The sequence below is a fragment of the Limnospira sp. PMC 289.06 genome, assembly GCF_032350395.1.
GTDB classification, from domain to species: Bacteria; Cyanobacteriota; Cyanobacteriia; order Cyanobacteriales; family Microcoleaceae; genus Limnospira; species Limnospira platensis.
Genome location: NZ_JARPLC010000004.1, coordinates 33,625 through 58,122, shown reverse-complemented (window position 1 = coordinate 58,122; position 24,498 = coordinate 33,625). Strand labels below are relative to the sequence as shown.

The 24,498-nt window shown below is 45.1% G+C and carries 27 protein-coding genes and 1 pseudogene; 18 read left to right on the top strand and 10 right to left on the bottom strand.

The genetic code is table 11. The features are described from left to right. Positions 1-54 precede the first annotated feature (54 nt). Positions 55-2,322: a tetratricopeptide repeat protein gene (locus tag P5674_RS01935; protein ID WP_051659765.1), complete on the bottom strand. Its 2,268-nt coding sequence runs from the start codon at positions 2,320-2,322 to the stop codon at positions 55-57. Between the two features lie 282 nt (positions 2,323-2,604). On the opposite strand from P5674_RS01935, the gene P5674_RS01930 reads away from it, so the two are divergent. Together P5674_RS01930 and P5674_RS01925 are read left to right on the top strand one after the other, a co-directional pair. Beyond that, entirely contained in the window at positions 2,605-3,423 is an 819-nt protein-coding gene (locus P5674_RS01930; protein ID WP_006620122.1) for a creatininase family protein, read from the top strand. A 32-nt stretch (positions 3,424-3,455) separates the two neighbouring features. Next, a complete protein-coding gene (locus P5674_RS01925; protein WP_014276218.1) occupies positions 3,456-4,205 on the top strand; it encodes a DUF561 domain-containing protein in 750 nt (249 codons plus the stop codon). A gap of 82 nt (positions 4,206-4,287) precedes the next feature. On the opposite strand, the gene P5674_RS01920 is transcribed toward P5674_RS01925, so the two are convergent. Then, on the bottom strand, positions 4,288-4,956 hold the full coding sequence (locus P5674_RS01920) for a calcium-binding protein (RefSeq protein ID WP_006618202.1): 669 nt from the start codon (positions 4,954-4,956) through the stop codon (positions 4,288-4,290). A gap of 79 nt (positions 4,957-5,035) precedes the next feature. Here P5674_RS01920 and P5674_RS01915 point away from each other — a divergent pair, with 79 nt between their 5' ends. Together P5674_RS01915 and P5674_RS01910 are read left to right on the top strand one after the other, a co-directional pair. Further along, positions 5,036-5,695, top strand: coding sequence for a DUF2301 domain-containing membrane protein (locus P5674_RS01915; protein ID WP_014276217.1), 660 nt, complete (start codon positions 5,036-5,038; stop codon positions 5,693-5,695). A 268-nt stretch (positions 5,696-5,963) separates the two neighbouring features. After that, positions 5,964-7,430: a haloacid dehalogenase-like hydrolase gene (locus P5674_RS01910; RefSeq protein ID WP_231851974.1), complete on the top strand. Its 1,467-nt coding sequence runs from the start codon at positions 5,964-5,966 to the stop codon at positions 7,428-7,430. A 77-nt stretch (positions 7,431-7,507) separates the two neighbouring features. On the opposite strand, the gene P5674_RS01905 is transcribed toward P5674_RS01910, so the two are convergent. Beyond that, positions 7,508-8,011, bottom strand: a complete 504-nt coding sequence (locus tag P5674_RS01905; RefSeq protein WP_006618205.1) for a hypothetical protein — start codon at positions 8,009-8,011, stop codon at positions 7,508-7,510. A gap of 322 nt (positions 8,012-8,333) precedes the next feature. On the opposite strand from P5674_RS01905, the gene serA reads away from it, so the two are divergent. The 4 genes from serA (at position 8,334) to P5674_RS01885 (ending at position 11,889) form a co-directional block, all read left to right on the top strand. Beyond that, on the top strand, positions 8,334-9,917 hold the full coding sequence (gene serA, locus P5674_RS01900) for a phosphoglycerate dehydrogenase (RefSeq protein WP_006618206.1): 1,584 nt from the start codon (positions 8,334-8,336) through the stop codon (positions 9,915-9,917). A 164-nt stretch (positions 9,918-10,081) separates the two neighbouring features. Then, positions 10,082-10,975: a 50S ribosomal protein L11 methyltransferase gene (prmA, locus tag P5674_RS01895; RefSeq protein WP_006618207.1), complete on the top strand. Its 894-nt coding sequence runs from the start codon at positions 10,082-10,084 to the stop codon at positions 10,973-10,975. Between the two features lie 50 nt (positions 10,976-11,025). Beyond that, positions 11,026-11,448 (top strand): YeeE/YedE family protein, encoded by a 423-nt coding sequence (locus P5674_RS01890; protein WP_035736782.1) that lies wholly within the window; start codon positions 11,026-11,028, stop codon positions 11,446-11,448. 3 nt (positions 11,449-11,451) lie between these two features. Then, positions 11,452-11,889 carry a DUF6691 family protein gene (locus P5674_RS01885; protein ID WP_006618209.1) on the top strand — a complete coding sequence of 146 codons (438 nt, stop codon included), beginning with the start codon at positions 11,452-11,454 and terminating at the stop codon, positions 11,887-11,889. Here the strand turns inward: P5674_RS01885 and P5674_RS01880 are convergent. The 5 genes from P5674_RS01880 to P5674_RS01860 form a co-directional block, all read right to left on the bottom strand. Next, the gene (locus P5674_RS01880; protein WP_315669758.1) at positions 11,847-13,574 is read right to left on the bottom strand and encodes an FAD-dependent oxidoreductase; all 1,728 of its coding nucleotides are present in this window, start codon (positions 13,572-13,574) and stop codon (positions 11,847-11,849) included. The two genes, P5674_RS01885 and P5674_RS01880, sit on opposite strands and share 43 nt — an antisense overlap. Before the next feature lie 413 nt (positions 13,575-13,987). Beyond that, positions 13,988-14,386 (bottom strand): type II toxin-antitoxin system VapC family toxin, encoded by a 399-nt coding sequence (locus tag P5674_RS01875; RefSeq protein WP_006618211.1) that lies wholly within the window; start codon positions 14,384-14,386, stop codon positions 13,988-13,990. A gap of 3 nt (positions 14,387-14,389) precedes the next feature. Next, positions 14,390-14,650 carry a hypothetical protein gene (locus tag P5674_RS01870; protein ID WP_231851972.1) on the bottom strand — a complete coding sequence of 87 codons (261 nt, stop codon included), beginning with the start codon at positions 14,648-14,650 and terminating at the stop codon, positions 14,390-14,392. A gap of 331 nt (positions 14,651-14,981) precedes the next feature. Then, entirely contained in the window at positions 14,982-15,383 is a 402-nt protein-coding gene (locus P5674_RS01865; RefSeq protein WP_006618213.1) for a PIN domain-containing protein, read from the bottom strand. After that, a complete protein-coding gene (locus P5674_RS01860; RefSeq protein ID WP_006618214.1) occupies positions 15,380-15,637 on the bottom strand; it encodes an AbrB/MazE/SpoVT family DNA-binding domain-containing protein in 258 nt (85 codons plus the stop codon). The genes P5674_RS01865 and P5674_RS01860 overlap by 4 nt, the downstream gene beginning before the upstream one ends. Before the next feature lie 347 nt (positions 15,638-15,984). Between P5674_RS01860 and P5674_RS01855 the strand changes: the two genes are divergently transcribed. Further along, the gene (locus tag P5674_RS01855) at positions 15,985-16,401 is read left to right on the top strand and encodes an element excision factor XisH family protein (RefSeq protein ID WP_006618215.1); all 417 of its coding nucleotides are present in this window, start codon (positions 15,985-15,987) and stop codon (positions 16,399-16,401) included. Continuing rightward, a complete protein-coding gene (locus P5674_RS01850; protein ID WP_006618216.1) occupies positions 16,389-16,724 on the top strand; it encodes a XisI protein in 336 nt (111 codons plus the stop codon). Before P5674_RS01855 ends, P5674_RS01850 begins: the two co-directional genes overlap by 13 nt. A gap of 168 nt (positions 16,725-16,892) precedes the next feature. Here the strand turns inward: P5674_RS01850 and P5674_RS01845 are convergent, their stop codons facing one another. Together P5674_RS01845 and P5674_RS01840 are read right to left on the bottom strand one after the other, a co-directional pair. Next, entirely contained in the window at positions 16,893-17,339 is a 447-nt protein-coding gene (locus P5674_RS01845) for a type II toxin-antitoxin system VapC family toxin (protein ID WP_006618217.1), read from the bottom strand. A gap of 15 nt (positions 17,340-17,354) precedes the next feature. Beyond that, positions 17,355-17,567, bottom strand: coding sequence for a hypothetical protein (locus P5674_RS01840; protein WP_006618218.1), 213 nt, complete (start codon positions 17,565-17,567; stop codon positions 17,355-17,357). 209 nt (positions 17,568-17,776) lie between these two features. On the opposite strand from P5674_RS01840, the gene P5674_RS01835 reads away from it, so the two are divergent. From P5674_RS01835 to P5674_RS01800, 8 genes and pseudogenes are all read left to right on the top strand, one after another. After that, positions 17,777-18,004: a type II toxin-antitoxin system Phd/YefM family antitoxin gene (locus P5674_RS01835; protein WP_006618219.1), complete on the top strand. Its 228-nt coding sequence runs from the start codon at positions 17,777-17,779 to the stop codon at positions 18,002-18,004. Next, a complete protein-coding gene (locus P5674_RS01830) occupies positions 18,004-18,393 on the top strand; it encodes a type II toxin-antitoxin system VapC family toxin (protein ID WP_315669757.1) in 390 nt (129 codons plus the stop codon). Before P5674_RS01835 ends, P5674_RS01830 begins: the two co-directional genes overlap by 1 nt. Positions 18,394-18,659: 266 nt before the next feature. After that, positions 18,660-18,782: pseudogene (locus P5674_RS01825) on the top strand (type II toxin-antitoxin system HicA family toxin); the annotation flags it as partial. Between the two features lie 12 nt (positions 18,783-18,794). After that, positions 18,795-19,037, top strand: a complete 243-nt coding sequence (locus P5674_RS01820) for a type II toxin-antitoxin system HicB family antitoxin (RefSeq protein WP_315669756.1) — start codon at positions 18,795-18,797, stop codon at positions 19,035-19,037. Positions 19,038-19,217: 180 nt separating this feature from the next. Further along, positions 19,218-23,111 (top strand): CHAT domain-containing protein, encoded by a 3,894-nt coding sequence (locus P5674_RS01815; RefSeq protein ID WP_315669755.1) that lies wholly within the window; start codon positions 19,218-19,220, stop codon positions 23,109-23,111. A gap of 33 nt (positions 23,112-23,144) precedes the next feature. Next, complete coding sequence (locus P5674_RS01810; protein WP_315669754.1) at positions 23,145-23,498, top strand: hypothetical protein; 354 nt, start codon at positions 23,145-23,147, stop codon at positions 23,496-23,498. Between the two features lie 8 nt (positions 23,499-23,506). Continuing rightward, entirely contained in the window at positions 23,507-23,878 is a 372-nt protein-coding gene (locus P5674_RS01805) for a hypothetical protein (protein WP_315669753.1), read from the top strand. Between the two features lie 37 nt (positions 23,879-23,915). Beyond that, positions 23,916-24,239, top strand: coding sequence for a nucleotidyltransferase domain-containing protein (locus P5674_RS01800; protein ID WP_315669752.1), 324 nt, complete (start codon positions 23,916-23,918; stop codon positions 24,237-24,239). Positions 24,240-24,498 lie beyond the last annotated feature (259 nt).

Sequence of the window (24,498 nt, the reverse complement as noted above, 5' to 3'; positions counted from 1 at the left end):
ATGTCCCACAAAATTACAAACCAATATCTGGGATAATTCTATATCAAAACCAGGTTACTGTAATCGCTGAATTTGATATTGAGAATCCCGAAATCCCCCGGTCAAACCTTGCTCTAAAAACAGTTTTCCAGCCTGTTCAAAATCACTGATGGCACCTCGGCGATCGCCTAAAGATGCTCGGACCATTCCGCGACCATAAAAAGCACCAGCTAAATTAGGTCTGATGCGAATAGCTTGGGCGTAGTCTGCGATCGCCTGAGAGTAATTACCAAGTTCAGCATGAGCCTGAGCCCGGTTACTGTATGATTCCGCATCATTAGGATTAAGACTAATGGCTTGGCTATAGTCTGCGATCGCCGCCTCATAATCCTCAGCCAAAGAGTGAACTAACCCCCGATTACTGTGAGCCTTAGAATTATTAGGTTCTAACTCAATCGCCTTAGTACAATCTCCAATAGCTGCATCATAATTTTGCACATTCAGATAAGCAATACAGCGATTATTATAATCCATAGCTGTGGGGTTTAATTGAATGGATCTACTACAACTTTCTATCGCCGCCTCATAATTCCCTAAATTGATGTAGGTACTGCAACGATTCCCGTATGCTTCAGCATTATCTGGTTCCCAACTAATCACTTGATTATAGTCTGCTAAAGCACCTTGATAATCTCCTAAATGAAACCGAGCGCGACCCCGATTATAATAAGCAGCAGCCGACTGGGGATTGAGTCTAATTGCTTCTGTATAATCAGCCATTCCGGCTTGTAAATTACCAGCTTTAACGTGAGCGCTTCCTCTAGCACGATAAGCCTCACTATGGTCGGGCTGTCGCCTAATTACTTCGGTATAATCTAATATGGCGGCTTCGTAGTTTTCTTGGGTATAATGGGCGAGCCCCCTTTGATAGAAAGCGTCTGTATCTTCTGGGTTCAGACGGATAACTTGATTTAGGTCATTAATAGCATTACCAAAATCTCCCATTTGATGGTATGCTAAACTGCGGTTAAAATAGATGTCAGGATTAGTAGGATCAAGTTTAATGGCTTGGGTGTAATCAGCGATCGCCTGTTCATATTTCTGGAGGTCATAGTAAGCATTAGCCCGTTTACGGAAGGCTTCACTATTATCAGGAAATAGCTGGATTGAGCGATTAAAAGCCTTAATTGCCGCTTCCGGATCTCCCGATTCCAGACGTTCTACCCCTCTTTTTAAGGCGGCTTCTGATTTCACGGGATCGGGACGGTTTAACACTTGAAATAAGCCAAATATCACCATTAAACCCACTAATCCAGTCGCGGCTATTCCTACTACAGTCCATAGGCGATTTAAGGAGATTTCCCGTCGTCGCGGTTTGTGTGCTTTATAAGGGGGGTGATTTGGGGAAGTTTGGTTAACTAACCCAGTTTTTCCGGTGAGTTGATTTAATTCGGCGATCGCATCAATAGCCGATTTATATCGCTTGCCATAGTAATGATGCACCATTTTATCTATAATACTAGCTAGGCTGTTACTAACTCGCGCCCGCTGTCGCCAGGCAATTTCTCCAGATATAGATAGGCTAGGATCTTGAAGTTTCGGCAAATCTGAGGCTTCTAAACCAGTTAAAGCCTGAATAGCAATCATTCCCACAGCATATAGATCGCTATTAAATTGGGGGTTTCCCTGGAATTGTTCAATCGGCATATAGGAAGGTGTACCCGTGGCTATGGTTCGCATGGGTTGATTATTTTCCTCAGCCAGTTGGCTAGTCACGGCTTTGACGGAACCGAAATCGATTAAGACTAAGGCTTGGTCTGATTTGCGGCGAATTAAATTCGAGGGGTTAACATCTCGATGAATTACGCCGTTGTGGTGAACAAATACTAAAATATTGAGGATTTCTTCTAATACTTCGATAACTATATCTTCTTTCCACGGATGACCGGGAATTAGTTCTTTATGAAGGGGATGTCCTTCGATAAATTCTTCCACTAGATAGAAGTGATTATTGTCCTCAAAATAGGCTAATAATAGGGGAATGCGATCGTTTCTTCCAAGTTTTTCTAAGATTTCTGCTTCCTGTCGAAATAGGCGTAGGGCTGTTTTCAGGATTTTGGAATTATTACTGGGGGGACGCAGTTGTTTAACCACACATTGAGGATGACCTGGGCGGCGGGTATCTGCCGCTAGATAGGTCTGGCCAAATGCTCCCGAACTCAAAATTTGTACAATTCGATACCTTCCATCTAGGAGTTGACCAATGATTTCCATCTGGCGTTGAGGTTTGAAACTTCTATGGGAGTTCGAGGAATGGGGTTTAGAGCGATCGTCTAAGTTCATAATATGTTACAGTTTGATATAAAATGGAGGAGATAACAAATGCAATCGGTTTTCCTATGGATTAACTGATTTTCCTATGGATTGAGAACTCACCATTGAGTTTCTTGTGTCAATTTTGGCATAAAATTTTGGCTATGGTCTATATCAATCATAACCACTGTGAACCCAGTCTGATTGCACCATGCCCCCCGTCCCTAGGTAGGTATGCACACCATGCTCAAGATCTAGTTTCCTGAGATTACAAAATATTCTAAATTTTTGGTGAAAATTACCTCGAAAACCATGCACAATTTTATCCCCCCTCATCGGTTTTTCCCTTACCTAACTTGGACAGAAATTGCGGAAATGCCCGATCGAGAAAATACGGTAATTATCCAACCTATTGGGGCTATAGAACAACACGGCCCCCATTTACCGTTAATTGTCGATGCTGCCATTGCTACGGCTGTGACCGGGAAAGCCCTAGAAAAACTCGATCGCACTATTCCCGCCTATGCCCTGTCTACCTTATATTATGGCAAATCTAACGAACATTGGCACTTTCCGGGAACCATCACCTTAACCTCTGAAACCCTAATGTCAGTATTAATGGAAGTAGGAGAAAGTATATATCGGGCGGGGTTCCGCAAATTAGTATTTGTGAACGCCCACGGTGGACAACCCCAGATTTTAGAGATGGTAGCGCGAGACTTGCATCAACAGCATGAAGATTTCATGGTCTTTCCCCTGTTTGTGTGGCGGGTTCCCCACATAGCCAAAGAACTATTTTCCCCCGAAGAATTGGAATTAGGGATTCACGCCGGAGACATAGAAACCAGCGTGATGTTATCAATTTTGCCTGATGTGGTACGCCGGGAAAAGGTGGTGCGAGAGTTTCCCCACGGCTTACCCTCCGACAGTTTACTGAGTATGGAGGGAAAATTGCCCTTTGCTTGGGTAACGCGGGATCTAAGCGCTAGTGGTGTTTTGGGAGATGCAACCGCCGCCACAGAAGATAAGGGGACGCGCCTACTCGAGTCGGTGGTAGACAGTTGGGTAAAGGCGATCGCAGATATTTATAAATTTCAGCAGCCCCAGTGTTTCCGCTCTGTGTCAAAATAAATCGATATCGGAAATAGAGTCTAAGTAATACAATGATCAACTCCACCCTACAGCAAGCCTTTAACCGAGGCCAAGGGCTGAAAGTAATTAGCGGTTTAATGAATTTCAATCGCGCCAATGTCATGGCGGTAGTCAAAGCAGCCACTCAAGGCGGCGCGACCTTTGTAGATATTGCCGCCGACCCCGAATTGGTGGCGATCGCCCGGAATTTGACCCATTTACCTATTTGTGTCTCAGCCGTAGAACCAGAAAAGTTTCTCCCCTGTGTCCAAGCTGGGGCTGATTTGATTGAAATTGGGAATTTTGATGCTTTCTACGCCCAAGGACGGCGCTTTGAAGCTCCCGAAGTTTTGGAATTGACCCGTCAAACTCGATCGCTACTTCCTGAGATTACCCTATCGGTAACAGTTCCCCATATTTTGGAACTTGATCAACAAGTCCAATTAGCTATAGACTTAGTGGAAGCTGGGGCGGATATTATCCAAACTGAAGGGGGAACTAGCGCTAACCCCGTGCATCCCGGAACTTTAGGATTGATTGAAAAAGCTGCCCCTACCCTAGCCGCTGCCCGCGAAATTTCCCGCGCCGTATCGGTTCCAGTATTATGCGCTTCGGGAATTTCTAGTGTAACAGCACCTTTGGCGATCGCTGCTGGGGCGGCTGGTGTCGGTGTCGGTTCCGCTATCAACCGCCTGGATAATGAATTAGCAATGATTGCAGCCGTTCGTAGTCTGGTGGAAGCATTAGCCACTGTCAATACTTCCCGGATTTATCACTCTTAGAAAATGTTTACAGCCCCACAGTTCGTCTCTATCTTTGGCAGTCGGAATTATCCGCCCACCAGATGACAGTTGGGGCTGTACTCTAATCAAAATCTCCCGCGCTACTTAAAAACCAGATCGAATAATCTTCGATTAATTCATAATTATCAGACTCTTCGTCTGTGCATTCTAAATCCGCTAGGACTAGGGTAAATAATTTCTCATCGCTAACCCGTCGGACTTCCACTTTCAAGCCATCTTCTGCATCAAATTTATCAACAAAACTCAAAATTTCAAAAGTATCTTGATAGGAAGGATTGTTGATTTTTTGTTTCTGATATTCCTTTTTGCGACCCGAAGAAAATAAATATTCTTCTTCCCAATCAAATTCATCGCTTCCGGTCACATAACAAGGTAACTTGATTTCTTTTTTCAGGTATTGCAGATATAGTTTAAGTTTTTTTGTCAAACTATAAGAAGCCTTGAAACCCAACTTTTTGTTAGTCTTGGCTACCGCCTTTTCTAGGTCATCATCGGTAACATAATCCATGTATAAGTCATCAAGACCTTCGAGACCTTCAATATCACTTAGATTCAAGTGTTTGATGTGTTCAAACATCAATAAACGGGGATCTTCTGTTAGCTCGAATCGGTCTCTACTGTTACCACTACGGATATTAAAAGTAATCGTCTCATCAATTTGAATCCCCTCCAGGTGAGACGGATCGAGATGAGTCGAGGCCGATTTTAAGTTTTTCTGAAATTTTGTCATAATATTTGGGTTAGTGAACAACAGAAGTTACTTTAATTTGTTCTGGATAGATCCTAATAATCAACAGGAGACTAAAATTGTGACTCAAACCGTATCAACATCTCAGCCACAGATATACCAAGGACAGTTTGGTGAGTATACCATCACTGATGGCGATCGCCAGGGAGTCCTAGTATATAGAGTTAGTTTGGCGATCGCCGCCCTCTGCTTTGGTATAGGGACTGCTTTAGTAATATGGGACTCACACAACCCCATAGTCCTGCAACTGCTGACCCCTATTTATCTTGTGTTCTGGTTAGCTTTAGGGGTTAGCCTGTTCACAATTCATATCTATCTGATTATTTTACACAGATTCCTTCAGTTTTGTTGGCTCATGGGGGGTATTGCTACCCTAGTAGTGGCGATCGCAGATCCTGAACCCTTAGCCGTCACCGTTTATAATCAGCCATATAGCTTATTTGGTGTCGGTTTTACATTTGTAGCCCTAACAGGAATTTACTTTAAGGAGGCTTTTTGTTTTAATCGCATGGAAACCAAGCTGCTAACTCCCCTAGTCCCCCTATTACTGTTGGGATATATGGCGGGAGTGTGGACAGTGATCAATCAGAAATTTTTGTTATTTTTCTGGGCTATTCAATTTGGGATTTTTGCCCTCCGCAAGTGTTTCCAAGCCATTCCTTCTGATATTGGCGATAAAAGTGTATTTGATTACCTCCACCAACAGCGATCGCACAATTAAGTATAATTAACCCCAATACTAGCAGCCCCTAGAAGCCCGTTGTCAAACATAACCAGTCAATATTAGCAACCTGCCCTTTTCCCTAGCTAGGGGCAGGATATCTCCATATAAAGGCGATCGTAAATTATTCTTGACTGCCATGGCCACCAAGTCCATGATCGTATATATTTGATTATGGTAACATCCGTAATTTCACTCAAGTCCATCCGAATACCTCAAATGCTTACTCCACCGTAAATCTAATTTTCTTGATCAATTATCAAAACTTATGGAAACAATAGAGCCGGACCCAATGTCCATGGAACTACAAGGAAAACTTGTAATTGTAGATTTGGACGAAACGCTTCTTTTGCGAAACTCAACAGAAGAATATCTCAATTCTTTGCAGCCTCAAATTTTGGGGGCTGTTTTATTAATTGCCCTAGATATTCTCAAGCCTTGGAATTGGTTACCCGGACATCTCAAAGGAAACCAATCAAGGGATTGGTGTCGTGTAATTATTTCCACCCTAATTTTTCCATGGACTTTAATTTTTTGGCAACACAAAGCCAAGAAACTTGCTCATGATTATATCAACCAGGAACTGATACTAAAATTCCTGGAACAATTCCCATCAAAAATAGTCATTGCTACCCTCGGTTTTGATCTAATTATCAATCCCATTATTAAGAATTTCCAATTTTGTCCTGATGCTGTCATTAGTTGTCGGTTTTGGCAGGGAGGAGTTGATCGTCAACGGGGAAAGTATGAGTTAGTTAAAGCAGTATTAACTGACGAAGAAATCGCCAATGCCGCCGTGATTACAGATTCCACAGATGATCAGGTATTATTGGATGCAGTGGCATCACCCTATCTCGTGCAGTGGCTCGATGCTCAATATGTCCCCGCTATGGCTGATGCTTATATTCCATTTTTGTATCTCGAACGTGGTAAGCGCCCCGGCCAAAAATATTTTATCAAGAACATTATCGCAGATGATTGGTTAGTCTTGATTTTGGCGATCGCTTGGATAAGTCCTTATCCAGCTTTACAATCAATCATGATGCTGTTTTTGCTTTTATCTTTTTGGTGTATCTACGAGTATGGCTATGTAGATAATGATATCATCGCCGAAACTTTTGAGCAAAAACCTACTCTCACCCCCACCTATCAAAAATACAAAAATCGTGTCCACCTCTCGCAGGTTTGGTTATGGGCGATAATTTTGGCAACCCCTGGACTTTTCTTATTGGAGGTGATCAAACTTCAATTAACCTCAGCAACTCTCAATTTATCCCTACTCAGATCTATGGCTTTAGATGGTATCCTATGGCTAACCTTTCTGGGCTTGGTATTTGGTCTTTTTTGGAGTTATAACCGCCTTGATAAACAAACCAGAATTTGGCTATATTTCGGGTTGCAAGCAAGTAAATGTTTTGGATTTTTGATGGTAACTACCACAAATAGCATAGGTATTATGTTATTTGCTTCTCAAGTTTTAGCCCGCTGGATCGCCTATATTGTTTATCGAGTCGGTAAACACTCCGAATGGATAGATTTTCCGGGAGAACTTTTCCGCTGCTTTTTGTTTACATTTCTGATAATTTCTGTCGCCCTAGGAACTGGGAAATTATCCATTTTACTAAGTGGGCAAACTCTCGTTATTTTTGCCTGGTGTGCTTACCGAGGACGCAAGCAATTTGTCAATATTTGCCGTCAAGCATACCCAATATATAAGGATAAAACTGTCGTCTAATTGCCAAAATAACAGCTTGCACAGGTTAAGATTAGCTGGCTGTGCAAGCTAGGCAAGCTGTAGCATCCTGTTTTTTTTCAGGTAGTATAACCTTGGATATTTTCCGGGTTAAATTGTTTGAGGGTGCGGGTAGCTTTACGGACTAAAGTTTCCGAACCTTGAACCACCACTAGATATTTCCCAGCATTAAGGCGATTCCGATAGGGTACAGCATCTCCACCCCCAATAATCAAGCCTACCCCGCCGCCAGCGAGAATGCTACCGAGTCCCCCAGAAATACCGCCCAGAATACCACCGATGAAATGATCGCCAATTTCCCCCGCCCAAGCAAAGGTATTAAGCCCGGTGATTAAGCTGAAAGTGTAGCCCGCCACAAACCCAAAAGGAATCAACCAACTAGCCATCAGTTTAACCTGTTTGCGGGCAGGATCATAGGGGTCAATCAAGCCAAACTCATCAGCGCTTTTGTATCCTCTGCCTAAAATACTTACTTGACTGATAGGGATTTCGTCTTTTTCTAAAGCTAAATAGGCAGCCTCAGCTTGAATGCGATCGGGTAAAACAGCAATTAGGTAGTTCATATATGATGATTAGATTATTGGATATACGGCCGCAATTCTGTTAGTCACTAGGTTTCATGATCCCCTGTTAATGTTGGGAAATGCACCATAATGCTGTGGTTAATCATCAATGGGCCTGATGCCGGGGACAATCACAACTGAATTTACTAAATTTTTGTGAACAATTTTTGGTAGCTCGTCCCCCTTAACGCTAGAATAGTTCACTGCGGTATTTTTAGCCGCGATCGAGATCTGCATCAACAGACTCTCTCAATTTACCACGAATCCTCCAATCAAGGAAGTTGTGGTGAATCCCCTACCGTTGCAATTTATTGGCCTAACCATGCCTAAGGTTCTTGTATCTGATCCGATTGATCAAGTTGGACTTGACATTCTCTCTCAGGTGGCTCAGGTTGATGTCAAAACCGGACTACCTGCTGAGGAACTGGTAAAGATTATTCCCGAATATGATGCCCTGATGATCCGTTCTGGTACTCGTGTCACCAAAGAAATAATAGAAGCGGGTACTCATCTGAAAATTATTGGTCGGGCTGGTGTGGGGGTGGACAACGTGGATGTTCCCGCCGCCACCCGCCAAGGAATTGTCGTAGTGAACTCCCCCCAAGGTAACACGATCGCCGCCGCCGAACACGCTATAGCGATGATGTTAGCCCTATCGCGCCATATTCCCGAAGCCAATGTATCCGTAAAAAACGGCCAGTGGAATCGCAAACAGTTTATTGGGGTAGAAGTTTACAAAAAAACCCTGGGGATTGTCGGTCTTGGTAAAATTGGTTCCCATGTAGCAGCCGCAGCTAAAGCTATGGGGATGAAATTACTGGCTTATGATCCATTTATTTCCCAAGATCGCGCAGAACAGTTAGGCTGTCGGTTAGTAGACTTAGATTTACTCATCCGCGAGTCAGACTATATCAGTCTGCATATGCCGAAAACTGAGGAGACCTATCATTTAATTAACGCAGAGGCTCTCGCTCAAATGAAACCCACAGCTCGTATAATTAACTGCGCTCGTGGGGGTATTGTGGATGAGGTAGCTTTAGCAGAAGCTCTGAAAAGTGATCAAATTGCTGGGGCGGCGGTAGATGTTTATGAAAACGAACCCCTAGAGGAAAATTCCCCCCTGCGGGAGTTGGGTCAAAAGGTGATCCTCACTCCCCACTTGGGAGCATCCACAGAAGAAGCTCAAGTTAATGTAGCCATTGATGTAGCTGAACAAATTAGAGATGTATTGTTAGGATTACCAGCTCGTTCAGCGGTCAATATTCCGGGATTATATCCCGATGCTCTCGAACAACTCAAGCCTTATCTACAACTGGCGGAAACCTTGGGAAATTTGGTCAGCCAACTGGTAGGAGGTAGGGTAGATTTCTTGGATATCCGCTTACAAGGGGATTTGGCTAATCGCGATAGTAAACCTGTGGTGGTGGCGGCTCTGAAAGGTTTGTTATCTCAGGCTCTGCGGGAGCGGGTTAATTATGTTAATGCTACCATTGAAGCCAAAGAGCGCGGTATTCGGGTGATTGAAACTAGGGATGCTTCGGTGTGTGACTATACCGGCTCTCTGCATTTGGAAGCGAAGGGATCTTTAGGTACTCATTCGGTGACGGGGGCTCTATTGGGCGATCGCGAAATTCGGGTGACAAATATTGATGATTTCCCCATTAACGTACCGCCGACTCGTTATATGTTATTTACTCTCCACCGAGATATGCCGGGAATTATCGGTAAAATTGGGTCGCTCCTCGGTAGCTTTAATGTAAATATTGCTAGTATGCAGGTCGGTCGTAAAATTGTACGGGGAGAGGCGGTGATGGTTTTAAGTTTAGATGACCCATTGCCGGACGGACTGTTGAGTGAGATCATGAAAGTAGCAGGTATCCGGGATGCCTATACGGTAACTCTCTAAATTCAACGAAATTGGGGTGCTGGACTTAATGGCTCCCGGCAGACTAAACTGGGGGTAGAAAGTGGAGAATCAGATGCTCACACTACGTTAGGGTGAGATACATTCTCTTAATACTTCTGGTGAGTTAAATGCTCGCATATTGTCCGGCCCCAAAAGTAACTGATATGGCACATAGCTGGTGGGAAATTCGAGTAGTCTGTGATTTGAACCTAGAAGAAACTGTTTTCTGGAGACTCGACAATTTTGGCTTTCGGGGAACAGCCAGTCAAACTAAACATCAGTCTTGTTTGATTTGTGCCTATTTACCAGAGGAACAAGCTCATCTTTTGGATCTGGCGGCTTTATCTATTTTGCTGCGCCAGGATGCTTTGTGCATGGAAATGTCTATCCCTATTGTGCAATGGGATCTCATTGATGAGGAGGACTGGTCTAGTAGTTGGAAACAGCATTGGGAACCAACGGAAATTGGCGATCGCTTTTTGATTTATCCGGCTTGGCTAACTCCCCCGGAAAATAGCGATCGCTTGATTTTACGTCTTGACCCTGGGGTGGCTTTTGGTACGGGAGCCCATGCTACTACTCAGCTTTGCTTGGAGTCCCTAGAAATGCGTTTGGGAATATTAGGAGAAAATCCGATCACTATTGCTGATATCGGTTGTGGATCGGGAATTTTGGGTATTGGTGCGATCCTATTGGGGGCGACTCAGGTTTATGGTGTCGATACTGACCCCTTAGCGGTGCGATCGGCTAATGAAAACCGCGACCTCAACCATATATCACCAGAACAGATGATTAGTGACGTGGGGAGTGTTCAGGAGTTGATTAAGCGGGTTCAAAGACCTGTTGATGGGATTTTATGCAATATTTTGGCTGAGGTGATTATGGATATCATTCCTCAGTTGGACTCCCTCACTCAACCTAATAGCTGGGGGGTTCTCAGTGGTATTTTGCTAGAACAGGCTAAACCGATCGCTGATTTATTAGAACAACATGGCTGGATCGTCGCGACTCTCTGGAAGCGACAGGACTGGTGCTGTTTCAATATTAGACGTTGTTGATGGTTCAACATCTGACCAACTCTCACTATACTGATGATTTTAGAGGTAATATGGCTGATTTTGACTGGATAAGTGCCTTAATGGGCGGGATTTTAATTGGTCTGAGTGCTACCCTATTATTAGCTTTTAATGGTCGGATTGCTGGCATTAGTGGCATGGTTAATGGGGCGATTACTTTTAAATCCCAGGAGGCTTGGCGATGGCTGTTTATTCTGGGTTTAATAGTTGGTGCTGCTATTTATGAATATGGATTGCCAACGTCGCCAACTCCCCCGTCAAATTTTGTGCCTGTGCTAATGATTATTGGTGGTTTTCTGGTGGGGTTTGGTACTCGTATGGGTAACGGTTGCACCAGTGGTCATGGTGTTTGTGGCTTGGGTCGCTTTTCCATGCGATCGCTTATAGCAGTTCTCTCATTTATGACCACTGCTTTTATTACTGTATTTATAATGCGTCATGTTTTGGTGCTGTAATTTATGAACCTCAAAGAAAATTTAATTGTCTTGGTTTCTGGGATTTTATTTGGTTTAGGACTGGGTTTATCCCAAATGATGGATCGCGATCGCGTTTTGGGATTTTTAGATGTTGTGGGAGTTTGGGACCCTACTTTAATCTTTGTCCTGGGCGGCGCTGTGGGGGTGACAGCGATCGCTTTTCGGTTTGTCCTCCGTCTTCCTCACCCCCTATTTTCAAACAAATTTTATCTACCTACACGCCAAGATATCGACCCCACTTTAATCATGGGGGCGGCTATTTTTGGCATTGGCTGGGGTATTGGTGGCTACTGTCCGGGTCCGGCGATTACCGCCCTAGTTTTAGGTATTCTTAACCCGGTATTGTTTATAATCGCGATGATTGCTGGGTCCTTGGCTTATACTCTCTCATCTAAGCTGACGGGTCCTGGGCCGAAGTAGGAAACCATCATTAAAGAACCAATTAGGGCTAAGTTCTTTAAAAATGCCGTTTTCTGACCAGGATCATCTAGGAAATTGTGGAAAACTAGGGTGGTGGGGATTAAAAATAAAATCAAAATAATCGCCCCCCAACGGGTTTTATAACCTAGAATTAAAGAAAAAGCACCCACTAATTGAAACACAATATTTCCTAATAGCATTAAATTGGGATGCGGCAATCCCCGCAATGCTATCATTTCCTCGGTGGCGGCGAAATCCAAGATTTTGCTAACGGATGAATTGATAAAAATGGTGGCTAAAAATGCTCGTCCAATTAGGGGAATATAATTCATAATCCAATTATCTTGAGACAACAAATGCGATCGCTTTCTTTGGGATTTATCCTTAAAAAACTCCATAGCCGGATCAGGACTATTTAAAAAGGCAATTTCCCGGTAAGGAGGGAGAATCGGTTTTAGCAGTCTCAGTCCTAAAACACAATCCCAGAACCAGTTATAGCCCACTGTTAACCGATTGCGCCATCCGGGTAGATAACACAGATGAATCACTAACCAAGTTAGCCAACCCCAAAATCCGGTGCTATTGAGGCGATCGCATGACAAAATCCCAGCATAGCGACTAATAATAGCAGCCTTGCCTTTATCAATATAACGAAAAGGTTGGGGATATGTTCCCCGTAACTGATGCAAAATATTGGTCGCGACGGCTTCCCCCTGTTGGATAGCTTCCGGGGCGATACCGCTAAGGCCATGCTCAGGCCAGAGAAAAGCTACATCTCCGATCGCATATACTTTAGGATGATCGGGAACTTGTAAAATGGGTTCGACAATGATTTTACCCTTGGCGGCGGTAGAGATTTGGTCAAGCTGGCTGGGATGGTCTGCTTGTACCCCGGCTGTCCAGATGATAGTTGGGGCGGCGATCGCTTCTCCTGTGTCTAATTCTACCCCCTGGGAGTTCACGCGCAAAACTCGACGATTTAACCAGACAGATACCCCCAATTGGCGTAAATGACGTTCACAATAGGCGCTAAACCGCTGGGAAAAGTTGGGAAGTAGGCGATCGCCCGAATGTACTAAAATCACCTTCGCCAGGGGGAATAACCGCCGCCAACCTAACAAAGCGCGGAGTTGGTCGATTAAACCTCCCGCCAATTCTATCCCGGTCGGACCGCCACCAACGATCACAAATGTCAATAACCGCGCGCGATCAATGGGTTCAGGTTCTAAAATAGCCCGGCGAATGCGATCGACGATATGATGGCGCACAACCGCCGCATCTTGTAGGGTATTTAAAGTTAAGCTATATTGAGCCGCCCCAGGGATGTGATCTAATTGGGGACGGCTTCCGGTGGCGATGACGAGGATATCATACCTGATTTGTCCGTGATCTGTATCTATCCATTGATATTGATCATTAATCCCCTCAACGTTAGTCTGGATAAATTCGACATTAGGATATTTTTTGAATGCTGACTGGAGGGGATAAACGATTTGGTGGGGATAGAGTAAGCCGGTGGCTACTTGATACAGTAGGGGTATAAAAGTATGGTAGCAGTTGCGATCGATTAGCAACACATTCGCGCCCGCCTTGGCTAGGAGGCGGGTTGCTGTTAAACCACCAAATCCAGCGCCCACAATGACAATGCGATCGCTTTTTAACACCATGGGACTCGGGTTGCTCAACTAACATTTTTCTGATGTTAACAAATTCCCGCAATTTTTGCCTTCCAGTAGCTTAGTTCAACCCAAGCCTCTCACGCCACCTAGGGACTCTGCTGTTAGGCGCAAGTTAACCAAGGGGGTTGGTATAAGTTTATCTATTTCCTCACCCCTTCTCGGTTGAATAATTGGGGAGGCTTCCAGAAACCTTTTTACAGCCGATTCACCCTATCCCAAATATCCGAGGTAATTGATTGTGACTAATCCTGAATTAGTCAACATTTCACAAAGAAAGCGGGTTTCTGGTAGGATAGGGATACGTCGCATTCCGATGTCCTCGCGATCGCTTCATAAATATTTAAGAAATTAACCCGGTTTCGGGGGACAATAGGGGTGCTATCTCTATTTGTGTGGCGATCGCGTTAACAACCCATCACCTATTCATTGATCAGCCAGTTTTCAATTTTTAAGTTAACAATATTTTGGAAATGCTTTAAATTATCTGTAACTAAAATAAAATCTCGCGATCTTGCTACGGCTGCAATCATGGCATCTAATTCTCCTGTGGGCTTACCGATGCGTCTGAGTTCTCCTTGAATTTGACCAAATTCACGAGCAGCAAGCAAATCAAAATCTACCAGATGTAGTAGACTAATAAACTGTTGTAATGTAGCCAAGTTTTGTTCTATTTTTTGTGAGCAATAAACACCTTTGTAGAGTTCGGAAACCACAATAGAACTCAAATAAGAGGATTGAAAATGCTGGGCAAATTTGGGTACAGCATTGGGATGATTTTTGAGTAAAGCGATACAGATGTTAGTATCTAGCAAATACATAAATCAATCAAAATTAAATAATTCTCGACCGTGGTTTTGATGGCGTTTTTGAGCGATCGCTGTAAAGGTAGCATCTAAATCGGGTTGGTTTGACCAAGCACCAAATAGTTGACAGAATTGCTGCCAATGTTCTTCTGGTGTCCGGGGGAGGGGGGGGCTAATTTCCAGGATAATTTCAGAGCCATCAGGGACCGCAATATTTTCGGTTAGCTCAATAGTTTTACCGCGTTTAATGCCTCGGATTTGCATAAATATGGCTCTCATTTTTTTGCAATGCTATTTCAGTTTAGCACATAGATTTTTGAAAGACAAGAAACCGGGTTTCTGGTAGGATAGCGATCGCATCACCAAGATTTAAGAAATTAACCCGATTTCTGAGTCTCTGGAATGGGGTAAAATGGGAGTGCTATTCCCTACCCGGTGCGCCGCTATGGATGAAGAGCGATCGTCGGGTTATCTCTCCCTGATTCAAGAACTCCTGGAATGTCCCAGTGGGGAGAACAAATCCTCGGCAGTCATCAGGGGTTAGTGGATGGGGGGTTTGTGCAGGTGTGCGAGTTGGTAGCGGCACAGTTGCAGCCTTGGGTGAGGGGAATTATGAACCCAGCCGGTTAACCTGGGATAATTGCCCTAGCTTGACATCAAAAGATGCGGTTTCATCACAGCCAGCCTGTTGATTGATGCGAACAATCAAATAATCAGAAAAATCAGCATTTCCCAACTTCATTTGATGAATTGCCCAAGCGATATCATCGGAATTTTCAAATATAAAAATATTGGTATTTAAGAGATTTTCTAGGATAGTGATGAGTTGGTCTCGACTAATTTTATACTGACTGCGTAATACCCAAACCACTTCACAGAGGACAATATTATTAATCAAGCAGGGTTGATGATTTTCTAGGGCTTGATTGATGTATTGATCCGCTTGCTGCCATTGTGATTCATCGTCTCGGACTAGAAAGCGGACGATTACATTGGTATCCAAACCTTTCACATCGATTCTACCGCACCTTCAACAATGGCTTGTTCCATTTCCGCTAGAGAAACGGTTTTTCTGTCAGGGTCGTAGAGACAACCCGATAAGGTACGGACATCAATTTGAGCCGCTTTTGGGGCGGGTTCTAAATAGACTTTGCCATCAGGGGAAATGGCGATATTAATTTGGTCGCCCGGTTTTAAGTGCAGCCAGTCGATAATTTCTGGGGGAATGGTGGCGGTTCCGGTAGCAGTGATTCGGGTCAGTGCCATAAGGGGGTAATTCAATGGATTTATAGGATATATTTTAACGTACTAGAGCCTAATTGTGGAGGCTAAATCCGTAAAACGGCGGGGTCAAGAAATCGGGTTTCTAGCAGCATCGCGATTCCTTCACAAAGATTTAACAAAGAAACCCGGTTTCTGAGGGTTGGGAATGGGGTAAAATCGGGGTGCTATCCCCTACCAGATGTGCCGCTATGGATGAACAACGAGTTCAAGCCTATCTCTCCCTAATTCAAGAATTCCTTGCCGCTACGGGTAGGGAGGATATGCAGCGACTCAGGGAACAATGGAGAATGGTCGTCAATTAGGCGCTGAAAAGTGTTAGGGTGGATACAATGGCTAGAGATAAATTCCACTATGCTGTCAGACGGGGTTTAGAAAAACAAGAATGGCAGATTACCCACGATCCCTTACGTTTAGAGTTAGGACCGGATGACCGTGTAGAGATTGATTTAGGGGCGCAGCAACTCTTAGGGGCGCAGCGAACCGGAGAGAAAATAGCAGTGGAAATCAAGAGTTTTTTGAATGACTCCGCTATGTTAGACTTTCATTTGGCATTGGGTCAGTTCTTAAATTACCGTTTAGTTCTCCAAAGACTTGAGCCGGAGCGAACTCTTTATTTGGCCATACCCATAACTGCGTATCAATCATTTTTTTATCGACAATTGCCGCAACTTTCCATCCAAACTTATCATATAAAATTGATAACTTATGAACCGAACGATGAGGTGATTTTGCAATGGATAGAGTAGCTAAGTATAGAGAGATTATTCAGGAACTCTTGACGGAATATTCGACGGGTTCTCCGTTGGGGGGAGAGATTGAATCAGAAACGGTTTTCGATGTCAAAGCCGATCGCTATTTGGTGGTTGATTTAGGATGGAATGAAACCCGGAGGATTTATAATTGCTTGATTCATCTGGAAATTCGTTCCGGAAAAATCTGGATTCAGCGCAATCAAACGGACTGTTCCTTGACCGATGAGTTGTTAAGTCAGGGTGTGGAGAGGGAAGATATTATTTTGGGACTACAACCGCCTGATTTGCGAAAATATACAGGTTTGGGGGTGAGTTAGTCAGTGGGAAGCAACCGGGGGTCAAAGAAACCGGGTTTCTGGCAGCATCTGCTGTTGCTTCACAAAAATTTAACAAAGAAACCGGGTTTCTGAGTCTCTGGAATGTGGTAAAATCGGAATGCTATCCCCTACCCGGTGCTAGGTTAGGGATGAACAAAGAGTGCAGGCTTATTTATCCCTGATGCCAGAACCGTTGATTGACCAGTTTTCGATGGAGAGTTCTTGGATAATGCCAAAATCAGACTCGTTGCACGTGAGGAGGGTGGCATTTTGAACCAGAGAAATGGCAGCAATTTTCAAGTCCATATTGCCTAAACGAGGGTAGGTTTTGCGGAGGCGTTGATGCTCGACTGCGGCAGGATAATCGAAGGGTAAAATGGGGATAAAACAATAGTCCTTTGCCGTTTTTTGCAGTCCTTCATAAGCGATGATTTGTTGCTCAACTGTTTTCGCTTGGGACAGAAAATTGAGTCTTCCTCTGATTTGTTCTTCATAAGTGATGACGGTGACGGCAATTTGAATCTTCTCAACGGTTGCTATTTTTGCCAAAATCCGTTGACCGGGTTCACCATTGCGTTGAATGAGACTCAGATGATCAGTATCGAGAATATACATCGGATTTTGCTGACTTTATTCGGCAGTTTTGCGCCATTCTTGTCCGAGTTGAATCACCGATTCAAAGGTGGAGTCATTGGCGTGACTTCCAGCAATGCGTTCCCACCAGGGCTGTTGTGGGGAGGTGACGGTGGCTAAGACTTGTTTAATTTGAGTGAGTTCGATTTCCAAGCTGGTGACTCGTGCTTCGATCGCCTGGGGTTGATTTTCAGTAGGTTGCCGGTTCATGGTCAGGGTTGAGTTTTCAGATGATTGGAGTCTGTTGGATGATTATAACTCATCTGGTCAGGAAAGAAACCGGGCTTCTAGCAGCATCGCGATTCTTTCACAAAGATTTAAGCAAGAAACCCGATTTCTGAGGTTTGGGAATCGGGTAAAATCGGGGTCATAGTCCCCTACCGGGTGCTAGGTTATAGATAAACGAGGAAGGATAAGCGATGAAAATTATTGATATTAACCAAGCCTTACCGCAAATTATGGAACTGATAGAAATGGCTTTTGCCGGAGAAGAAATTATCATTAGTAAAAATAATCAGCAAACCATTAAAATCACTCCAGTTTTATCGCCTCAGCCGCGCCCCCCTTTATTTGGGTGCGATAAAGACCGGATTGCTCTCAGGGATGATTTTGATGAACCATTGGATGATTTTCAGGACTATATTTAATGCGGTTACTCCTTGATACTCATACGGTCCTGTGGTTTTTTATGGGAAATTCCCAGTTGAGCGACAAGGTGCGTGATTTGGTCGAAGACGGTCATAATCATAAGCTGATTAGTGTTGCTATGGTTTGGGAGATGTCCATCAAACAGAGTCAGAATAAGTTAACCCTGGAAAAAACTGCGTCAGATTACATAGAGGAGAAAATCAGATTAGATGATTTTGAATTATTGCCAATTCAACTCAACCATTTAAGGATATTGTCATCACTTCCATTTTACCATAAAGACCCATTTGACAGACTTTTAATTGCCCAAGCCATGCAAGAAAACATCCCGATTTTAAGCAAAGAGATGGCTTTCAATGCTTATCCAATCCAGAGGATTTGGGACTAGAGGTCAACCCAAAACCCCTCAGTGTCTTTTGTGTTCCGCTTCCAGGCATCAGTTACAATACCCACTATCCCCCTACTCTATCCCTAGCCATGAAGGAACAACGCATCGCCGCCTATCTCTCCCTGATTGAAAAACTCCTCGACTGTCCGGGTGGGGCGGAACCGCAAATCCTTAACGGTCATCTGGAGGGGAAATTTTAAATAATGAAAGTAAGAGATATCATCAAAATCCTAGAGAATGATGGATGGTAGCAAGTCCGGACACGGGGGAGTCATCGACAATTTCATCATGTCACTAAGTCCGGTACAGTTACCGTCTCGGGACAATTAAACGTTGATATGCCCCCCGGGACCTTAAACAGCGTCTTCAAGCAAGCCGGATTAAAGTAAAGGAATCTAACCATGAATAATCAACAATTACACTACACAATTATCCTCGAAAAAGGAACCTCTAGCTACGGGGTTTATGTGCCGGACTTGCCTGGATGTGTTGCAGTTGGAGAAACGAAAGAAGAAGCCTTGCAATTGATTCAAGAGGCGATCCGATTTCATCTTGAAGATTTACAAATGAATGGTCAACCGATTCCTGAACCCATCTCAACGAGTGAAACGGTGAGTTTTTCGATGTCCAACATGAACCCTTGATTCTACGGCTTCTCAAATCCAATGGATTGAATCTATTTTAAGGGACTGTAGCCGCCGGAAAAGAAACGGGCTTTCTGGCAGCATCTCCATTCCTACACAAAGATTTAACAAAGAAACCCGGTTTCTGAGGGTTGGGAATAGGGTAAAATCGGGGTGCTATCCCCTACCCGGTGCGCCCCTATGGATGAACAACGATCGCAGGCTTATCGCTCCCTGATTCAAAAACTCCTCGACTGTCACAGTGGGGAAGAACCCGATATCCTCAACCAGTCCATTGAGTTGGTGGATGAGGGGTTTGTGCAGGTGTTCGCTCAGGTATTCGCTGAGGCCCTGAAAGCGGGCGAGGAGAATCAGGTGAAATTTTTGCGCGATTTGGCGCAACAGTTAGGGACGTATTTGGCAAGTGAGGGGACTGGCGGAAATCAGCAACGAGCATTAGAACAATTTTGGCAGCAACTGCTGCAAGCAAGAATGCAGGGCGGCACAACAGCAGTTCATCAGGCGATGCGGCAAAATATGAAGTTGATTGTTCCTGCCTTGGGGGATGTTATTGCCCAGTCAATGCCGGGACTTCTGGCTCAGAATTCCGACGAAGCCGAAGGGATAGCAGGTTTAGTGGAAAATATCTGCACCAGTATCACGCAATTCCCCTATGGTCGGTATCCAGAAGCGTTAGAGATTGCGATTCGCGGCTATGGGGTGGTGCTGGAACTGCGGGCGGATAACCCCCCAAAAGGGGCGCGAACCCTGAATAACCTCGGAAATGCTCGCCTCATCCAAGCCCAGATGGGCATCAACGAAGAGGCAAATATCAAGGCAGGTATCGAAGCGTGTGCTGAAGCAATAGATATTCTGGAGCGAGCGATCGCTGGCTCTGCGGAAGTGTCAGAAATTATGGATCCCTTGGGATTAAAGAAAGACCTCTCCGATGCTTTCACGAACTTAGGAAATGCCCACCAAACCCAAGCCAAGAGGGGCATCGAGCCAATGGCAAATTTAGATCGAGCGATCGCCGCCTACACCGATGCAGCAGAAATTAGACAGCGCTTAGGATTAGAGAAAGACCTCTCCAGTATCTTGAATCACCTTGGGGTTGCTCGTCAAACCCAAGCCGAGATCGGTATTGACCCGGCAACTAATCTGGAACGGGCGATTGCATACTACGCCCAAGCCGCAGAAATTAGGCAACGATTAGGATTAGAGAAAGACCTCTCCAGTACCCTAAATCACCAAGGGATTGCCCATCTCAAGCAAGCTGAGATGAGCATTGATCTGGCTACCAATCTGGAGCGTGCGATCACCGCCTACGATGAAGCGACAGGAATTCTGCGGGGTTTGGGGTTAGACAAAGACTTCTCTCTTATATTCAATAACCTCGGGAATGCCCGCCTCACCCAAGCCCAGATGGGCATCGACCCGGCGGCGAATCTGGAGAGGGCGATCGCCGCCTACGATGAAGCGGCAGCAATTCAGCGCCGGTTGGGGTTAGAAAAAGACCTCTCCGGAACCCTGAATAACCTAGGGAATACCCGCCGCACCCAAGCCGACATGGGCATCGACTCGGCGGCGAATCTGGAGAGGACGATCGCCGCCTACAATGAAGCGGCAGCAATTCAGCGCCGGTTGGGGTTAGAAAAAGACCTCTCCACTACCCTGAATAACCTAGGGAATACCCGCCGCACCCAAGCCGACATGGGCATCGACCCGGCGGCGAATCTGGAGAGGACGATCGCCGCCTACAATGAAGCGGCAGCAATTCAGCGCCGGTTGGGGTTAGAAAAAGACCTCTCCACTACCCTAAATGACGTAGGGGTTGCCCGCCAAACCCAAGCCCAGATGGGCATGGAACCGGGGGCGAATCTGGAGCAGGCGATCACCGCCTACGATGAAGCGGCAGCAATTCAGCGCCGGTTGGGGTTAGAAAAAGACCTCTCCGAAACCCGGAATAACCTAGGGAATGCCCGCCAAACCCAAGCCGAGATGGACATGGAACCGGGGGCGAATCTGGAGAGGGCGATCGAAGCCTATAACGATGCAGTGGATATTCGGTGGCGGCTGAGGTTAAAAAAAGACCTCTCGGCTACCCTGACTAGCCTAGGGAATGCCCTTCGTACCCAAGCCGAGATGGGCATTAACCCCGTCGCCAATCTGGAGCGGGCGATCTCCGCTTACAATAAAGCGGTAAAAATTAGGCGGGAGTTGGGGTTAGACAAAGACCTTTCAATAACCCTGACGGGCCTCGGAATGGCCCGCAGCAACCAAGCTAATATGGGCATCAACCCCGCCGCCCATCTGAAAAGTGCGATCGCCGCCTACGATGAAGCGGCAGGAATTCTGCGGCGGTTGGGGTTAGCCCGCGACCTGGCAAAAACTTTGAATAACTTTGGTTTTGCCTACCAAACTCAATCTTTCCTCAACCATAATTCTTTCTCTGAGCAACAAACCGCCTTAGAAAATGCCTACCGGAGCTTTCAAGAAGCTCTGGAACAGGTGGAATATTTGCGGGGTGAAATTGGAGCCGACAGCGAGGGGTATAAACGCAACTTTAACGAGGAATGGAACAAGGTTTATCAGAATATGGTGGAAGTGTGCGTAGAATTGGGTAACAAGAACTCCGCAATTGAATATGTAGATCGCAGTAAAGCCCGCAACCTCACAGAACTCATCGCCACCCGTGACGCATACCCAGGGGGAGACATTCCCGCCGAAGTCCGCCAACGCTTGCAACAACTCCGTCAAGCGATTTCTGAAGAAGACCGCCGCCTTAAACAAGACCCCAACCCCGACTATACCCACATCAGCCAACTGCGGGAAGAATTCCAGGCAAACTATCCCTATAAACCTTTGAAATTCCCGGATATTCAATCTCTCCTTGACGATGAAACCGTCATCTTAGAATGGTATATCCTGGATGAAAAATTCCTCACCTTCACCCTGACTAACCAAACCCTTAACCTCTGGACATCTTCCGAGGAAGACCGACAAAACCTCATCGATTGGGCAGTTGCCTATATCGACGACTATGACAACAACAGCCAATGGCGAGACAGTCTCCCCCAACGCCTTGAACAACTGGCCCAAATCCTCCACCTGGATGAAATCCTGACTAACCTACGGCAACAACTCCCCAACTGCCAAAAACTCATCCTCATTCCTCACCTCGCCCTGCACCTGTTCCCCCTCCACGCCTTACCCGTTGCTACAGAAGACGGTGAGGGCAAATTCCTACAAGACCTCTTCCCCAAAGGCGTGGGCTATGCCCCTAACTGCCAAGTCCTGCAACAAGCCCAAAACCGCTCACGCCCAGACTTTAACCGCCTCTTCGCCATCCAAAACCCCACCCAAGACCTCCAGTTCACGGATATGGAAGTCGAAGCTATCCAATCCCTATTTAACCCCCACCAAGTCCTCAAACATGACCAAGCGGAAAAAGCCGCCATTGATAAAGAAACCCTGAAAAACGCCCACTGTACCCACTTCTCCTGTCATGGCTACTTCAACTTTGAAGATGCCCTCAAATCCGCCCTCATCCTGGCTAAAAGCGAATTTACACCCCCGCCGCCCACCGATGACCCCAGCCGCTATCTCCCCACAAAAGACAACAAACTGCTGGATTTAGAAAAATGTCTCACCTTAGAGGATATCCTCCGCCTTGACCTGACTAACTGCCGTCTCGTCACCCTCTCCGCCTGCGAAACCGGCATCACCGACATCACCTCCACCAGTGATGAATATATCGGTTTACCCAGTGGCTTCATTTTGGCGGGTTCTCCCAATGTCGTCAGTACCCTCTGGGCGGTGAATGAGCTCTCCACGGCGATTTTTATGATTCAGTTTTACCAAACTCTCCAGCAACAGCCTGAACTGTCGGTGGTTTTGGCGTTGCGGCAGACTCAGACCTGGCTGCGGTCAGCCACGGTGCAAGATTTGTTAGACTGGGTTGATGGCTGTGCGGTGATTAGTCCAGAACGGCGGGAGGAAATGAAAAGTACGCTAGCAGGCTGGTATGTCCCAGATTTTAAGCGCTTTTCATCTCCTTACTATTGGGCGGCGTTCTGCGCTATTGGACAGTAAAACTTGCAAATTATTTAACAGGAGTGGTCAACCATGAACCCCGAAAAAGTTATTGCTGCTTTTCTAAAGATTTGGGAAACTAATCCTGACAATATTTTGGAAACATCAGAAGCCATCGAAGGATTACAGAAACTTAACGATAGTTTAATCGCCTGTCAAGACAAATCAGATGCCGATGTAGTTGAAGAATTGAAAAAGTGGTGTCGCTCTTATCCAACGCTGACTGAAAAGATTATGGCAGAAGTCTTGGGGGAAAGGAAGCTAAAAGGTTCCGATAATGATTCCCCCAACATAGGGGACACGGCTTATAAAAATCTCTATCCGAAAATCACGGAAATTCTGCGAACCCGTGCTCCGAAAATGGGTAAAAAAGAGAATCAATCTTGATGGGGGCTATGATTACTTTAAACAATCATCCGGTTTGGGAAAACTTATCAGAAGTTGTTAAGGGTATTGATGCTAATGCTCTAGTTTTAGAGCATTTGGCATTATGCGATTATCAAATATCCGGCTATTGGGATGAATGCGATCGCCTTTATGAAAACATCATCTTACCGCGTCCTCTGTCGCCCCAATTAATCAGCAGTGGGGTGATTTTCAACGGAGATAAACGCCGCATTCAACTGAAATTTACCCTAAATATCGAAACCGCTACTCCTCCCATTTCTATCGCGCAACTGATGTTGGTCTATGATGAAAACCTAGAATTTATTGATGAAAATTGGCAAATTGACCTCAAGTCAGAATTGATTCAAGTTCAAGCGTAAACCACCCACCCAGTTTCGGCCACATCAAATCAACAAGATGAAACATCAAAAATTACCGGAGATTATAGAATTTATTAAAAATTGGTTTAAAATCCATTATTCTGACCAGGTTGTTCAAATTATTTTATATGGTTCTCAAGCTAGGGGGGAAGCTAAACCTGATTCAGATATTGACTTGCTGATTGTGATGAAATCTGCATTTAATTATACGGATGAAATCGACAAAACCAGTGAGTTTATTCAAGAGTTATCCTTAAAATATGATACGGTTATCTCCCGTGCTTTTGTCTCTGAGCAGCGTTTTACTCAAGAAAAAAGTCCATTTATTTTAAATGTTCATAAAGAAGGAATTGTTCTATGAGTCGTAGAGTCGTAGGTTGGGTGAAGCGACAGCGCAACCCAACAAATCCGGCTAAAATGTTGGGTTACATTTCATTCCACCCAACCTACAAAATCCTACAAAATCCCAACTCAGGAGTCGTAGGTTGGGTGAAGCGACAGCGCAACCCAACAAATTCAGGTAAAATGTTGGGTTACATTTCATTCCACCCAACCTACAAAATCTCAACTCAGGAGTCGTAGGTTGGGTGAAGCGACAGCGCAACCCAACAAATCCGGCT

What these genes read in the sequence shown, in the direction of transcription:
- P5674_RS01935 (WP_051659765.1), bottom strand. Translation starts at nt 2,322, where the DNA reads ATGAACTTAGACGATCGCTCTAAACCCCATTCCTCGAACTCCCATAGA.
- P5674_RS01930 (WP_006620122.1), top strand. Translation starts at nt 2,605, where the DNA reads ATGCACAATTTTATCCCCCCTCATCGGTTTTTCCCTTACCTAACTTGG.
- P5674_RS01925 (WP_014276218.1), top strand. Translation starts at nt 3,456, where the DNA reads ATGATCAACTCCACCCTACAGCAAGCCTTTAACCGAGGCCAAGGGCTG.
- P5674_RS01920 (WP_006618202.1), bottom strand. Translation starts at nt 4,956, where the DNA reads ATGACAAAATTTCAGAAAAACTTAAAATCGGCCTCGACTCATCTCGAT.
- P5674_RS01910 (WP_231851974.1), top strand. Translation starts at nt 5,964, where the DNA reads ATGGAAACAATAGAGCCGGACCCAATGTCCATGGAACTACAAGGAAAA.
- P5674_RS01905 (WP_006618205.1), bottom strand. Translation starts at nt 8,011, where the DNA reads ATGAACTACCTAATTGCTGTTTTACCCGATCGCATTCAAGCTGAGGCT.
- serA (WP_006618206.1), top strand. Translation starts at nt 8,334, where the DNA reads ATGCCTAAGGTTCTTGTATCTGATCCGATTGATCAAGTTGGACTTGAC.
- prmA (WP_006618207.1), top strand. Translation starts at nt 10,082, where the DNA reads ATGGCACATAGCTGGTGGGAAATTCGAGTAGTCTGTGATTTGAACCTA.
- P5674_RS01890 (WP_035736782.1), top strand. Translation starts at nt 11,026, where the DNA reads ATGGCTGATTTTGACTGGATAAGTGCCTTAATGGGCGGGATTTTAATT.
- P5674_RS01885 (WP_006618209.1), top strand. Translation starts at nt 11,452, where the DNA reads ATGAACCTCAAAGAAAATTTAATTGTCTTGGTTTCTGGGATTTTATTT.
- P5674_RS01875 (WP_006618211.1), bottom strand. Translation starts at nt 14,386, where the DNA reads ATGTATTTGCTAGATACTAACATCTGTATCGCTTTACTCAAAAATCAT.
- P5674_RS01870 (WP_231851972.1), bottom strand. Translation starts at nt 14,650, where the DNA reads ATGAGAGCCATATTTATGCAAATCCGAGGCATTAAACGCGGTAAAACT.
- P5674_RS01860 (WP_006618214.1), bottom strand. Translation starts at nt 15,637, where the DNA reads ATGGCACTGACCCGAATCACTGCTACCGGAACCGCCACCATTCCCCCA.
- P5674_RS01855 (WP_006618215.1), top strand. Translation starts at nt 15,985, where the DNA reads ATGGCTAGAGATAAATTCCACTATGCTGTCAGACGGGGTTTAGAAAAA.
- P5674_RS01850 (WP_006618216.1), top strand. Translation starts at nt 16,389, where the DNA reads ATGGATAGAGTAGCTAAGTATAGAGAGATTATTCAGGAACTCTTGACG.
- P5674_RS01845 (WP_006618217.1), bottom strand. Translation starts at nt 17,339, where the DNA reads ATGTATATTCTCGATACTGATCATCTGAGTCTCATTCAACGCAATGGT.
- P5674_RS01840 (WP_006618218.1), bottom strand. Translation starts at nt 17,567, where the DNA reads ATGAACCGGCAACCTACTGAAAATCAACCCCAGGCGATCGAAGCACGA.
- P5674_RS01835 (WP_006618219.1), top strand. Translation starts at nt 17,777, where the DNA reads ATGAAAATTATTGATATTAACCAAGCCTTACCGCAAATTATGGAACTG.
- P5674_RS01830 (WP_315669757.1), top strand. Translation starts at nt 18,004, where the DNA reads ATGCGGTTACTCCTTGATACTCATACGGTCCTGTGGTTTTTTATGGGA.
- P5674_RS01820 (WP_315669756.1), top strand. Translation starts at nt 18,795, where the DNA reads ATGAATAATCAACAATTACACTACACAATTATCCTCGAAAAAGGAACC.
- P5674_RS01815 (WP_315669755.1), top strand. Translation starts at nt 19,218, where the DNA reads ATGGATGAACAACGATCGCAGGCTTATCGCTCCCTGATTCAAAAACTC.
- P5674_RS01810 (WP_315669754.1), top strand. Translation starts at nt 23,145, where the DNA reads ATGAACCCCGAAAAAGTTATTGCTGCTTTTCTAAAGATTTGGGAAACT.
- P5674_RS01805 (WP_315669753.1), top strand. Translation starts at nt 23,507, where the DNA reads ATGATTACTTTAAACAATCATCCGGTTTGGGAAAACTTATCAGAAGTT.
- P5674_RS01800 (WP_315669752.1), top strand. Translation starts at nt 23,916, where the DNA reads ATGAAACATCAAAAATTACCGGAGATTATAGAATTTATTAAAAATTGG.